The sequence below is a fragment of the Micromonospora sp. NPDC049891 genome (assembly GCF_040660295.1).
Taxonomy (GTDB): Bacteria; Actinomycetota; Actinomycetes; order Mycobacteriales; family Micromonosporaceae; genus Micromonospora.
Genome location: NZ_JBFAML010000021.1, coordinates 86002 through 99723, shown reverse-complemented (window position 1 = coordinate 99723; position 13722 = coordinate 86002). Strand labels below are relative to the sequence as shown.

Annotated in this window: 9 protein-coding genes and 1 pseudogene; 7 read left to right on the top strand and 3 right to left on the bottom strand. The window is 71.7% G+C overall.

Going from position 1 to position 13722, the window contains the following annotated elements:
- Positions 1 to 153: 153 nt before the first annotated feature.
- From AB0I71_RS23705 to AB0I71_RS23695, 3 genes and pseudogenes are all read right to left on the bottom strand, one after another.
- A pseudogene (locus AB0I71_RS23705) lies at positions 154 to 636 on the bottom strand (DNA cytosine methyltransferase); the annotation flags it as partial.
- Positions 633 to 1634, bottom strand: a complete 1002-nt coding sequence (locus AB0I71_RS23700) for a DNA methyltransferase (RefSeq protein ID WP_357588062.1) — start codon at positions 1632 to 1634, stop codon at positions 633 to 635. The gene AB0I71_RS23700 and the pseudogene AB0I71_RS23705, both read right to left, overlap by 4 nt.
- Positions 1627 to 2562, bottom strand: a complete 936-nt coding sequence (locus tag AB0I71_RS23695) for a hypothetical protein (protein WP_357588060.1) — start codon at positions 2560 to 2562, stop codon at positions 1627 to 1629. The genes AB0I71_RS23700 and AB0I71_RS23695 overlap by 8 nt, the downstream gene beginning before the upstream one ends.
- A gap of 790 nt (positions 2563 to 3352) precedes the next feature.
- Here AB0I71_RS23695 and AB0I71_RS23690 point away from each other — a divergent pair.
- From AB0I71_RS23690 to AB0I71_RS23660, 7 genes are all read left to right on the top strand, one after another.
- Positions 3353 to 4237: a hypothetical protein gene (locus AB0I71_RS23690; RefSeq protein ID WP_357588058.1), complete on the top strand. Its 885-nt coding sequence runs from the start codon at positions 3353 to 3355 to the stop codon at positions 4235 to 4237.
- A gap of 559 nt (positions 4238 to 4796) precedes the next feature.
- Positions 4797 to 5177, top strand: a complete 381-nt coding sequence (locus tag AB0I71_RS23685) for a pilin (protein ID WP_357588056.1) — start codon at positions 4797 to 4799, stop codon at positions 5175 to 5177.
- Positions 5178 to 5180: 3 nt separating this feature from the next.
- Positions 5181 to 6095, top strand: a complete 915-nt coding sequence (locus AB0I71_RS23680; RefSeq protein WP_357588054.1) for a conjugal transfer protein TrbL family protein — start codon at positions 5181 to 5183, stop codon at positions 6093 to 6095.
- The gene (locus tag AB0I71_RS23675; protein ID WP_357588052.1) at positions 6092 to 7069 is read left to right on the top strand and encodes a PrgI family protein; all 978 of its coding nucleotides are present in this window, start codon (positions 6092 to 6094) and stop codon (positions 7067 to 7069) included. Before AB0I71_RS23680 ends, AB0I71_RS23675 begins: the two co-directional genes overlap by 4 nt.
- Entirely contained in the window at positions 7066 to 8841 is a 1776-nt protein-coding gene (locus AB0I71_RS23670) for a DUF87 domain-containing protein (protein ID WP_357588050.1), read from the top strand. Before AB0I71_RS23675 ends, AB0I71_RS23670 begins: the two co-directional genes overlap by 4 nt.
- A gap of 383 nt (positions 8842 to 9224) precedes the next feature.
- Positions 9225 to 10415 (top strand): hypothetical protein, encoded by a 1191-nt coding sequence (locus AB0I71_RS23665; RefSeq protein WP_357588048.1) that lies wholly within the window; start codon positions 9225 to 9227, stop codon positions 10413 to 10415.
- A 732-nt stretch (positions 10416 to 11147) separates the two neighbouring features.
- The gene (locus AB0I71_RS23660) at positions 11148 to 13580 is read left to right on the top strand and encodes an ATP-binding protein (protein WP_357588088.1); all 2433 of its coding nucleotides are present in this window, start codon (positions 11148 to 11150) and stop codon (positions 13578 to 13580) included.
- The last annotated feature ends 142 nt before the right edge of the window (positions 13581 to 13722 follow it).

Below are 13722 nucleotides of genomic sequence, written 5' to 3'. Positions count from 1 at the left end.
GCTCGCGGCCTCGATCGGGATCTCGTGGAACGCGTCGCCGACCACAGCGGCGGGCGTGTCCGGCGCCCACTTGCGCCTGCTCTCACTGCTCTCGCCGATGCTCCGATTGTGTGATCTCCACCACGACGATTTGAAAGTGTCCAGATAAAGCAGGAACAGCCGGTCTCGTCGATGTGGGGCGCCGATGTCGGATGCGCGTAGGCATAGCCAGCTCGTGTCGTACCGGAGCGCGGCCAGGTCGGCGTGGACGACGTCGAGTCCGCGTCGGCGGAGGGCGGCCACGTTCTCCACGAATACGAGCGGTGGTCGAAGAAGGCGAAGGGCGTTGGTGATGTGGTGCCAGAGGCTGGAGTGGGGGCCGGTGATGCCGGCGCGTTTGCCGGCGTCGGAGATGTCCTGGCAGGGGAAGCCGGCGGTAACGATGTCGACGGGCGCGACGCGGGTCCAGTCGACGGTACGGATGTCGCCGAGGTTGGGCACGCCGGGCCAGCGGTGGGTGAGGACGGTGCGAGCGTGTCGGTCGACCTCGGCGTACCAGGTGAGCCGGCCGCCGAGCACCAGTTCGACGGCCATGTCGAGGCCGCCGTAGCCGGTGCACAGCGAGCCGATGCGCGGTTCGGGTTGGCGGTCAATCACTCGCCTCCCGGCCCGGTTCGGTCTGCGCTGCCCCCGCCTCGCCCCAGTCGCGGCAGCGCAAAGACCAGGACGTCCTCGTGGGTGATGAGGTGCATCGGCACGCCGCCGGCTCTGGCTTTGCGGACCTGCTGGAGTTGGAAGAACGACGGTCGGGCGACGAGGTGCCCGTCGCGGACGGCGGCGAGCAGGGCGACGCACCGTTCGATGGGGATGAGGCCGGCGCGCTGGCCGGCGGCGATGACGGCGCTGGGCAGGTCGACGAGTTCGCCGCGTTTGCGCCACGGGCGGGCGGTGACCACGACGACGCCGCCGGGGCGCAGCAGGGTGGCGCAGCCGGCCAGGATCTGGGTGAACCCATCGGCGAGGCCGGTCAGGTCGCGGTAGGCGAGGTTGCCCCGGTCCTCGCCGTCGTTGTACCGGTCGTCGTACTTGACCACCCCGTCCGCCCCGGGGCGGACGAGGCCGTGCACGGTGGGCCCGTAGGGCGGGGAGGTGACCACGAGCGCCACCTGCCCGGTGAGTGCGGAGGGGACCAGGGTGGACAGGCGGGTGGCGTCGCCGCGGATGACCGACGCGCGTCCGGTGGCGCCCTGGTCGTGGGCGTGGCGGATGTTGGCGTCGGCGATGTTCGACCAGCGCGGCTCGTACTCGATGCCGAAGGCGTCACGGCTGGCGTGGACCGCCTCGACCAGGGTGGTGCCGATGCCGCACATCGGGTCGAGGACCAGGTCACCGGGCTGGGTGTAGGCGTCGATGGCGTGGGCGGCGATCGCCGGCAGCATCCGGGCCGGGTGTTTGACCGACTCGGGCACGTACCGGCCGCGTCGCTGGATCGGGCCGGTGGACTGGGCGGTGGCCCAGACGGACAGGTCGTCGGCCTTGGCGCGGTGTCCGCCCTCGTACGGGCGATGCCGGCCCTGGTAGTCCTTCCCGGCGGCGGTGCTGTGGGTGTCGGGGTCGTGTGGGTCGCGGTGTCCCGCGGTGGTGGGGTCAGGCACGACGGTCACCGCCGTCCCGAGGGCGGCGCCGTCCGTGTGCGGGCGGCGCAGGTGACTGACGTTGGGTGAAGATCATCAGGTCGGCGTGGACCCGACGGTGGGCGACCCGCCACTGCTCGGGGTTGGCGTGCACGAGAGCGAGCAGTTCCTCGTCGGTGACGTGGTAGATGAACTGGTCGCCGTCGGTGTCAGCCGCGACGGCGACGATGTGTTGCAGGTAGCCCAGCCCCGCGCGAGAGGTGGCGGCCACGAGCGGGCCGAAGTCCTCCGGGGTGGGCTGGGTGCCGGCGGGTACGCCGACGACGAGGACGAGGCAGCCGCCGGGCCGTAGCAGCCGCGCGCAGGCGGCGAGCAGCCAGGCGAGCCGCACCCGGGCGGTGGTGTCCGTCTCGTGCAGCGGCCAGCAGGCGACCACGAGGCTGGTGGCCGTGTCCAGCGGAGCGTCGTCGGGCGGCCGGGCGATCGCGGGGTGGTCGGTGTCGGATGGGTCGGGGTCGGTGAGGTCGTCGCCGAACCAGTCGGTCAGCTCGGGCGGGTCCTGGCCGTCACTGGTGTCCGGCTTGCGGGACGAGGTGACCGGGTCGTTCTCGGGTGTCGGTGGGAGGGCGGTGGTGGCGGGTCCGACGATCAGGCTGGAGCTGTCGGTGAACCAGGCACGGTGGTGCCGCCGCCCGCCCCGGGCGCAGGCCGTGGTCAGGGCGTGGTCGGGGGTGAGGTCGATGACCGCCTCCCCGGGCCGGCTGTAGGCGGCCACGAGGCGGTAGGCGAGACGGGTGGGCAGGCTGGCGTGGGTTTCGGCGCCGGTACGGGCCGTGCGCCAGACCGTGATCGGGACCGGCGGGTCTCCGGCGACCAGGTCGATGAGTACGGGGCCGGCCGGCTCGTTGCGGTCGGCCTGCTGGGTGCGGTGCGGCGGGTGCTCGCTCATCTGGATGTCGGCTCCGCGCCGCGCCGTGACGCGCTGACATCCCCAAACCGGGGCTTGTGAGCCGTGGCGAACACTCGCCGCGCCCACAACCGCTCACACCGCCGTCCGGGGTGCCGGCCCGTCCTGGTTCGTGTCGCTTTCTCGATCGGATGCGACGGTGGTCAGCCACGGCAGCCGGTGGGCCCTCACTGGCAAGGGCGGGTCCGTCCCCACTCCTGTCAGTGACGCCGGGTCACTGACAGGAGGCGCTGTCAGACGCTGACGCCGGTGGCGGGCAACGCCCGGGTGTCGACGTGGGATGAGAGCGTCTGACCAGCGCTGTGAGACCCGCCCGGGCTGTCACCGCTCCGGCCCGACGACCGGCAGGAGCCGCCGCCAGGCGTCGGGCTGTCACAGGTTCGTGGCGGGGTGGCGCGGCCAACAGGCGGTGAGCGGTGACAGTGGCGCGGTGAACCGACCGGGCTTGTCACCGGTGCGGGGACATTTCTGCGGTGAGGACGTCGGCACCGTGTCACCGGTTGCCGTGCGAGCCCGCGCCACCGTCGCCGGTTCTCCTCGTCGCGGGCCTCTGCCGGGGTGTCACAGGGCAGATCAGACCGCCTTTGTCAGACCCGCCACCGACAAGAGAGGTCGATGGCATTGCCGGGCGGATGACGACGACACCCGGGGTCCTGAGCGGCGTTGTCAGAGGCTCGTGAGGTCCCTGTGGCGGAATCGATGGCACCGGTCGCCGGTGACGTAACCGGCGACCGGTGCCATCGAGTCTCTTCGTTGTCATAGGAGTTCTGTCATGAGTGTGTCCGACGCTTCGGACTGGCCCACCTCCGCCCTTGACGCGGCGGCGACCGCCTTCGCCGCGCTGACGTGCGAGCCCGATCCGCCGTTGGTCCTCGACTGCGCCGGGTTCGGCGCCGACACCGGCCTGCCGCGGCGGGTGATGCCGCTGTCCGTGTTACGGGACTGGTTGTTGCGGCATCCCCGCGCCTATGAGGCGCGTGACGAGGTGTGGCGGGAGCTGATCCGCCGCGCCCGGCTCGACGGCCCGCACTGGGTGGTGGGGGCGGTGGGGATGGCGTTGCCGGCGCTGCGGCAGTACGCGGCCCGACTGTGCGAGGGCTACGACAGCGATCCCGGCGACGTGGACGCCGAGATCCTGACCGGTTTCCTGACCGCGCTTCGCGACCGGACGGACCTGGCCAGACCGGCGCCGTACGCGAGCCTGTGCCGGGCGGCGTGGCGGGCCGGCCGGGACCTGCGGCTGCGGCAGCGGGAGTACCGGCCGGTGGCGGATATCGAGCACATGGCGGCCGGCTCCCGCACTCCGGGGGTGCCGTATGGGCATCCGGACCTGTTGGTCCGCCGTGCGGTGGTCCTCGGCATCCTCGACGCGCAGGACGAGCAGGCCTACATCGACGTGCGGCTCGGCTGCCGGTCGATCGAGCCGATCGCCGCCGCGCTCGGCGTCAGTGTCGACGCCCTGCGCATGCGGCTGTCGCGCATCGACCGCCGCCTCGCCGACGCCCTGGCGGAGGGCCTGTTGTCCGGGGTCGCGTCGCCGCAGACCGTGGCGCGGCTGCGGACACGGGCGCGGCACCGCGCCCAGCGGCGGGCCGGTCGCGCCGCCGCGACGGCCGGCGTCGACGCCACTGTGGAGCGCGCTACCGCGGCTGCCTGACGAGCCTTCCAGCCGAGACAGCGGTGGCCCGACGTCTTGTGACGTCGGGCCACCGCCCTTTCTGTCGGTTCCGTCGGACCTTGCCGTGTCAAGGGCGGTGAGCCCGGGCGGCACTCACACGGTCTGACCGGCAGCCGTCCCCGCCGCTGTGTGCGGGTTCTCGTCCCGACCACACCCCGGTCCGCGACAAGCGCCGTGACCTGTCCTGTGAGCCCGTGGGGGTCGGTTGTCAGCGAGGCAAGTGTTCGTCAGGGATCACACGGCCCGGTTTGGGGGTGCGGGACCGTCACCGAGCCGTACCGGCCGACGGTCCTGTCCGCCGCCGGGCGACACGGGGAAGCGACGCGAACGCGCGTGCCTCGGGTGCCGCGCCAGTTGATGCGCTGACACCACATCGATGACCGCAACCCACCCACGAGGGAGGACGCGCTCCTCCCGGGCCCACGCGGTTCGCCCGCCCCCGCGCCCGGCGGCGGCCTTACCTGACCGCTTCGAGTAATCGTCACACCCCGACGGAACACCACTCGTGCCCGAGGGGTGTGGCGGGAGGTGAATCGCCATGTCCCCCACTCCCCACCCCACGTCTCGCACCCGACGCGCCGGCCGGCTTGCTCTTCGCGTGGCCGTGCCCCTGGCCGGCGTCGTCCTCACCCTCGCGCTTCCCCGCGCCGCGCTCGCCGATCCTGGCGAGATGACGTACCTGGCGGCGAACTCGCTGCCGGTGGTGATCGCCAACCTGCGGGCCTGGATCATGGGCATCCTCGCCGCGATCGCCAGCCTCTTCCTCGTCCTTGCCGGCGTGTACTGGGCCACCGCCGGTGGTGACCCGTCGCAGGTGGAGAAGGCCAAGCTCGCCCTGCGTAACGCGCTGGTCGGCTACGGTCTGGCCGTCCTCGCGCCGGTCCTGCTGCAGGTCGTCCAGGGCATCGTCGGGGGCTGAGCCGTGCCGGCATGGTTCCTCGACCAGGCTCTGGGCTGGCTGACCGAGGCGCTGCTGGCCTGCCTCACCGCGATCTTCGACCTGATCACCGGCGTCCTGCTGACCACCCCGAAGGTCACCGGCATGCCGCAGGTGCAGTCGCTCACCGGCCGGTCGGTGTGGATCGTGGACACCGTCTTCGTCCTGGCGTTCGTCGCCGCCGGCGTCCTGGTCATGGTCGCCAGCGGCGACGAGCGGTCCCGGTACACGGTCAAGGACCTGCTGCCCCGGCTGGTCGTCGGGTTCATCGCCGCGCACTTCTCCCACCTGCTCTGCGCCCAGCTGATCGACCTCGCCAACGGCCTCACCGGGGCGGTCGGCGACGGCGGATACGACGGCGACGGGGCACTGGACGCGATCCACAGCCATGTGCGGGCGGCGCAGGACCACACGGTGCCGCTGCTGTTCCTGGTGCTCGTTCTGATCATCACCGTGCTGGTCGTGACGACCGCGTTCCAGATGATCGGCCGGTTCGTGACGCTGCTGGTGATGACGGCCATCGCGCCGCTGGCGCTGGCCTGCCACGCGTTACCGGCCACCGACGGCGTCGCCCGACTGTGGTGGCGCGCCTACACCGGATGCCTGGCGATCCCTGTCGCGCAGGCGTTCCTGCTCACCGCGGGCGAGCAGATGCTGCTCGACCCGGCGGCCCTGCTGCCCGTGTTCGGCCTGCCCGTCGACCCCGGCGGCACGCTGAACCTTTTGGTCGTCGTGGTCCTGCTCTGGACCACCGTCAAGATCCCCGCCCTGATGGCCCGCTGGGCGGGCCAGACCCCAGGTGGCACTCATGTCCTCGGCGCGGCCGTGCGCGTGGTCGTGGTGCAGCACCTCGCCCGCACCGTTCCCGGCCTCCACAGCATCCGAAGGAGCATCAGATGAGCCGAACAGAGCTCGACGAGCCGTCGACCAGGGCACGGATGCCCGCCGACGTCGACGCCCCCGACAAGGTCGCCTACGGGCTGACGTTCCACCAACTGGCGATCGTCGCCGTCGGCGCGCTCGTCGTCTACGGCCTGTGGCAGGCGCTGCACGACGTCGTGGCGATGCCGGTCCTGGCCGGCGTCGCGGTGGTGATCGGTGGGCTGGCCTGCGGGGTGGCGCTCGGCCGCCGTGACGGCCTGGCGTTGGATGTGTGGCTGCTGCACGCGGTACGCCACACCCGCGCCCCCAGGTCGCTGACCACCACCTCCAGCGCCGATGGCGACGGCGGTGTGCCGGACTGGGTCGCGGCCCCCAAGACCGGCCGGCAGGCGTTGCCCGCACCGTTGACGTTGCCGGCCGACGCCATCGACGACGACGGGCAGATCAGCCTCGGCGGCGGGCGGGCGGCGATCGTCGGCACCACCACCGTGAACCTGGCGCTGCGCACACCGGCGGAGCAGGCGGCGTTGATCGACGGCTGGGGACGCTGGCTCAACAGCCTGTCGACCCCGGTCCAGATCGTCGTGTCCGCGCAGCCGGTCGACCTGGCCTCCCACAGCCGGACCCTCGCCGCCGCCGCGGCCGCCCAGCCGCATCCGAGGCTGGGCGCGGCGTGCGCCGACCACGCCGACTTCCTCGCCGACCTCGCCGAGCGCCGGGACCCGCTGCGCCGGCAGGTCCTCATCGCCACCCGCACCCCCGCCGGTGAACGCGGTCCGCACGCCGCGCGTCGGCGCGCCGAGGACACCGTCCGCGCGTTATCCGGCCTCGGCGTCACCCCCCGCGTCCTGGACGGCCCGGCGGTCACCGCCGCCCTCACCTGCGCCGCCGACCCGTACCGGCCGCCACGCCCCGGGGGGCTGGCCGCCCCCGACGCCGTCATCACCACGACCACCCCACCCCGCGACCGCGAGAAAGGACAGAGGACATGATCAGAAGAATGCGGTCCGGCGACGTCGGGCAGCCGCGGCCGGCGTCGGTGGCGTCGACGGTCGCGCCCGCGTCGGTCGAGGTCACACCCCGATGGCTGCGCGTCGGCGACGGGTACACCGCGACCCTGGTGGTGACCGGCTACCCGGCCGAGGTCGGTCCGGCATGGCTGGAACCGCTGCTGTCCTGGCCCGGCCGCCTCGACCTCACACTGCACATCGAACCGCTGCCCGCGCCGGTCGCCGCCGACCGGCTACGCAAGCAGCAGGCCCGCCTGGAGTCGTCCAGACGCGCCGACGCCGACCGCGGCAGGCTGGCCGACCCCTACGTCGACGCCGCCGCCCACGACGCCGCGGACCTCGCCGAACGACTCGCCCGCGGTGCGGCGAAGCTGTTCCGCGTCGGCCTGTACCTGACCGTGCACGCCCGCACCGAAACCGAACTCGTCGAGGCGTGCACCCAGGTGAGGGCCGCCGCCGCGTCCACCCTCCTCGACGTCCAACCGGCGACCTGGCGGCACCTGGCCGGCTGGACCACCACCCTGCCCCTCGCCACCGACGGGCTGCGGATGCTCCGCACCATGGACACCCAGGCCCTCGCCGCCGCGTTCCCGCTGTCCAGCCCGGACCTGCCTGCCCCGCTGCCCGGCGACCCGCCGGCCACCGGTGGTGTCCTCTACGGCGTCAACCCCGCCAGCGGCGGCGTCGTGTGGTGGGACCGGTGGGCGCAGGAGAACCACAACTCCATCGTCCTGGCCCGCTCCGGGGCCGGGAAATCGTACTTCGTGAAACTGGAGATCCTGCGCAACCTCTACCAGGGCGTGCGGGTCGCGGTCGTGGACCCCGAGGACGAGTACCCGCGCCTGGCCGACGCGGTCGGCGGCAGCATCGTCCGACTCGGCGTGCCCGGCGTGACGATCAACCCCCTCGACCTGCCCGCCGGCGACCGGCGCCCGGACACGCTGACCCGCCGCGGGCTGTTCCTGCACACCCTCATCGCCGTGCTGCTCGGGCAGCAGCCGCCACCGGCCGAACGCGCGGCGCTGGACCGGGCCATCCTCGCCGTCTACCGGGCCGCGGGCATCACCGCCGACCCGGGCACACACCACCGGCCCGCGCCGCTGCTCCGCGACCTGGTCGACACCCTTCGCGGCGACGACGACCCGGCGGCGGCGACGTTGGCCGCCCGGCTGTCACCGTGGGTGTGGGGCAGCTTCTCCGATTTGTTCAACGGCCCCACCACCCACCCGCCGGCCGGACACCTCGTCGTCTGGTCCCTGCGGCACCTGCCCGACGAGCTCCGCACCGTCGGCACCCTGCTCGCCCTCGACTCGATCTGGCGTACCGTTGACGCCCCCACCCGCCCGTCGCGACGGCGGCTCGTGGTGGTCGACGAGGCATGGCTGTTGATGCGCGACGGCGAAGGTGCCGGCTTCCTGTTCCGCATGTCGAAGGCGGCCCGCAAACGCAACGCCGGGCTGACCGTCATCACCCAGGACGCCGCGGACGTACTCGGTACCGACCTCGGCCAGGCGGTGGTGTCCAACGCCGCCACCCAGGTGCTGCTGCGCCAGGCCCCGCAGGCCATCGACGCCGTCGGGAACGCGTTCGGGCTCACCGGCGGCGAACGGCGACTACTGCTGTCCGCCCGCCGCGGCCACGGCCTGTTGATCTCAGGGACGAACCGGACCAGCTTCGAGTCGATCTCCTCCGACACCGAGCACGCGCTGTGCACCGAACCTTTGGAGTTCGAATCAACTTTCGGCAATTCCTGAGGGAACTCCGGACCAGGGATCCCGGGACGGTCCACCAGGCGCTCGCCCTCGACGGTGAATCCGGCGGCGGTGTGTGGGGTCTGAGGTTGACGGAACTGGAGTCGTCGCTTGGAGCTAACGACGCCCACGCTGGGCGGTCGAGCGCAGCATGTTCGATCAGCCAGGGGCCTGTCGATGATGGCGCGCGCGTGCAGGAGCGTGTCGAGTTCCGGCACGCCCGGACGGGCCCCTATGGGGTTTGTCAAGCCGTGAGGCGGGGTTCTTCGGAAGGTTTCGGCTGGCCAACGACGCATGTCAGCACCGGTATTGGGTAACCGCGCCGCGCGCATGCTGACGTGGTGAAACCCCGGGCGCTCAGCTAAGGACCGCACTGGAGGTGACGGGTGAGGCTGGTGGAGCGACGGCACGAACAGCTGATCTATCTCTTCGCAGCTACGGTGCTGACCGTCGTCACCGCGTTGGCCTTCTGGCTCGGCGGATTGAACCTGGTCGGCGCCCTAACCTTCTCGGGACAAGTGACGGGTGTCGCGTTACTCGTCGCCGGTGCCGTGACGCTTGCCGGCGCTGTCTCCGCCGGAATTCTCGCCTTCGCACGGGGCAGCCGGCAGGCCGGGGCCACGCGGCGCCGGAAGGACCGGCTTCTCCTGGTCATCCTGCTCGCGCTGCTGGCGGCTCTCCTGACGAACGTGATGCTCCTGGTCACCCAACTGACCACCGGGGACATCACATGGTTGCTCGCCGGTTGGGTGGCCCTGTGCGTCCTGTCCGTGCTCCTCTTCGGCTACGTGTTCTTCGCCAGGGGCGCGTCCTTTCCGCTCCCGCGCAAGATCGCGCTGGGGGCGGCCGTGACGGCGCTGCTGGCCCTGGCCAACTTCGCGTACTCACAGCTCTACCTACCGTCGAAGCAGGAAGCCGCCATCATCGCCGTCCCCGCATTCGGGACTCCGACCAACGATGACGACAGCGCCGGGGTTACGGTGCCGTTTGAGGTCGACTTCAAGGTTGCCGGGCAGCCCGTGTACATCCTCGCCGCCACCTATAGCGTGGCGGGACGGATGGCGGCCGTTACGAAGGCGCCGGCCGGGGGTGCGGAAGGCGACGACGACATCGCGAGAAAATGGAACTCCCCGACCACCAGGGTGGACGGCTACGAGCCCGTCGACACGGGGCAGTTGATCAATCCCGGCTCCGAGTACGTCGCCAACCAGGAGATGAAGTCGGTCAGTTTTGTCCGGGTGCCGAAGCCACTGAGGTACGACGCGTTGATGCTGCGCGTGGACGTGGTGTTCATCAAAGCGGACCGGGCCCGACTCGGTGAAGGTCAATCCGGCGGTCAAGAAGCAGACTACGTCTGGAATATCCATGAGGCCAGCGAGTTGAACCATCGCGTCAGGCGTCCCGTCGCGGTTTCTAGCGTCTGGAACTACCAGCCCGACGCGGCAAGGTTTCCCGTCCCCACTGCGAGATATACCTACCGCGACGATGACAAGATTCTCAGCGACGCCGCTGCCCGCAGGTACGGCGGCTGGGAACTGTCGAGTCAGGCGCTTCTGCCGCTGACGAAGCTCAGTTAGCGGGCTGCCGGTCGTTCCGCTGCACATCCATTACCTCACGCGGCGAAGTGGACACTCTGCCAGTCGCGGATTTTGGAGTCGCTGTCTTCAGCACGGCTGGCATGCGCTGCCGTCTGCAGCCGGATGACCGAACTCCCCGCCGCCGCTGGCGCTTCGACGCTCACCTATACCCTCACACAGGAGGCATAACCGACTCTCAAGAACTCTAATCTTGGAGTTCAGAGAGACATGGCGCGAGCGTCCAAGCCGTTCGCTTACAGCGGCGGCGCGCAGAAATGCCGCAGCATATGGCGGCGTCAGCCGACTGTTCCAGGCGGGCAGCCACCGGTCGACCACCTGCGCCAGCCCGTCGCGCAGGGTCTGCGTCCACACTGGTCGGCCCAGGAGCCGGATGAACTCGAACAACGCCGACCGGTCCGTTACCACCGTGCTGTCCGCGCAGCCCGCGCCCACGGCCGCGAGCAGGTGCTGGTCCACCAGCGCCTTCGAAGTCCTCACGTTACTGCTCGGCCGTCAGACGTCGAGGGGCGTCCAGCAACGGAACCAGCCAGCCCCACGCCCTCTCCAGATCGTCGCACTCCGACAGCCAGTCGGCAATATCGACAACCTTCAACAATTCTGGCCGCACGACGAGGAGGAACACTTGTGAACCCATCAGTCGAGGCGCTGATCCGCGCGCTCGTGTCGTCGCCTTCGGCGCCCAGCCCCACGGTCGGGCCGGGCGTCGACATCATTACGCCGCCTACCGGAGCAGGCGATGCCCTGGTCGACGTCGCCGTGTGGGCCGCACAGCGGCCGTGGCTGGCCGCTGTCGCCGCCGGCCTGCTCGCCGTCGGGATCGCAGCCCGCAACCTGGTCGAGACCTGGCGGCACCACCAGCACGCCCACGGCGCCCGCCTCGTGACGATCGCGCCGCCGCCCGAGGTGGACCCGCACAGCGCCGCCGCCCTGTGGGCGAACCTGGCCGGCGTGCTGACCCCGTCACGGCGGCGGCGCCTGCTCGTCGGCGCCCCGCACGTGGTGTGGCAGTACACCTGGTCCGGCCGGCAGCTGCTCATCTCGATCTGGGTGCCCGGCACCGTCCCACCCGGCGCGGTCGAGGCGGCGGTACGGGCCGCGTGGCCCGGCTCGGCCACCACCACCGACCCCGACCCGCCACCGCCCATCCCCCGGCACGCGCGTCCCGCCGCTGGAGGGCACCTGCTGCCCGTGCACCCCGAGTGGCTGCCGCTGTCCACCGACCACGACACCGACCCGCTGCGCCCGCTGATGTCCGCCGGGGCCCAGCTGAAACCCGGCGAGTACGCCTGCGTGCAGGTCCTCGCCCGCCCGGCCACCCCACGGCGGGCGGCACGCGCCCGCCGGGCGGCCGGGCGGCTGCGGGCCGGCACAACCGCCGTCCCGGCGGTCAACCCCGCCGCGCCGCTGCTGTGGCTGCTGGAGGCGTTCCTGCCCGGCAGCGGCGGCACCAGCCGCACCACCACGCCCGTCGCCCGGCGGGATCCCACCGTCGACCGGGACGTGCGGGCGATCCTCGACAAGACCGCACACCCGCTGTGGCAGACCGGGATCCGGTACGCGGTCGCCACCACCAGCCGCCGGACCGGCGCCGACCCGCGCGGCCGGCTGCGGGGCATCGCCGACACCCTCGCCTCGGCCTTCGCCATCCACACCGGACGTAACCGGCTCACCCACCGCACCCGTATGCGAACGCCGGTGGCCGTCCTCGCCGGCCGGCGGCTCGGGCCGGGGTTCCTAACCAGCACCCCGGAACTCGCGGCCCTCGCGGGGCTGCCGCGTGACCTGGCCGTGCCTGGCCTGGACCGGGCGCGGGCCGCCTCCATGCCGGCGCCGGTCGCCGTCCCCACCGGCGGGCGCGGGGTGAAAGTGCTCGGCGACGCCGAGATCGGCGGCCACGGCGTCGGGCTGTCGGTGCCGGACGCGAGGTATCACCTGCATGTGATCGGCTCCACCGGCTCGGGCAAGACCACCCTGCTGGTCAACATGGCCCTCGACGACATCAAGGCCGGCCGGGGCACTGTCGTTATCGACCCGCACGGCGATCTCGTCCTGGACATCCTCGACCGGCTCCCCGCCACCGTCGCCGACCGCGTCGTCCTGTTCGACCCCGACCAGGAGAACCCGCCAACGTTGAACCCGCTCGAGGGCGACGATCCTGACCTGGTCGTCGACAACCTGGTGTCGATCTTCGGGAACATCTTCGCCAAAGCGTGGGGGCCGAGGATGGACGACGTCATGCGGGTGGCCTGCCTGACCCTGCTGCGCCACCACAACGTGACCCTGCAGCACATTCCCCCACTGCTCAACAGCCCGCAGTTCCGGTCCGCGATGACCGTGGACCTCGACGACCCGGCCGGGCTCAGCGGCTTCTGGCAGTGGTACGACAGCCTCAACGACAGCCTCCGGTCCCAGGTCATCGGCCCGGTCCTCGCCCGCCTGCGGGCCTTCCTGCTGCGGGACTTCGTCAAACGCACCATGCGGTACCCGAAGTCGAGCTTCGACATGGGGCGCGTGCTCGACGGTGGGGTGCTGCTCGTCCGCATCCCGAAGGGGGTGCTCGGGGAGGACACCAGCCGGCTGCTCGGCTCCCTCGTCCTCGCGCAGGTGTGGCAGGCCGCCACCGCCCGCGCTGGCATCGCACCGGACCGGCGCCGCGACGCCAGCCTCATCATCGACGAGGCGCAGAACTTCCTCACCCTGGCCAACTCGCTGGACACGATGCTCGCCGAAGCCCGCAAGTACCGGCTGTCCCTCGTGCTCGCCCACCAGGACCTCGCCCAGTTTCCCCGTGACCTGCTCGCCGCCGCGTCGGCGAACGCCCGCAACAAGGTGTACTTCACGGTCGCGCCGGAGGACGCCCGGCAGCTCGCCCGGCACACCCTGCCCGAACTGGGCGAGCACGACCTCGCCCACCTCGACGCGTACACCGCCGTCGCGCGCCTGCTCGTCGACGGCCGCCAAACCCCGGCGTTCACCATGCGGACCCGGCCGCCGAGGCCGGTCGTCGGTGAGGCGACCGCGATCCGGCAGGCCGCCGCCGCGGCGGTGCCCGCCCAGGACACCAGCGCCGTCGACGAACTCGTCGAGCGACTCAGCCGAACACCCGACCAGCGGCGTGCCCGCCCGAAGTCCGGCCGCCCCTGACTGTCTCCGCCAGCGTGGTGGCGTCGTCAGGGTCGCGCACCGGCTCGCCGCCGGGCTCGTCGTCCATCACAGGCGAGCACCCCGCCACGGTGCTGACCTGGGCTGTCAGTGCCGCACACGCCCCCTGACAGTCCCTCCGCAC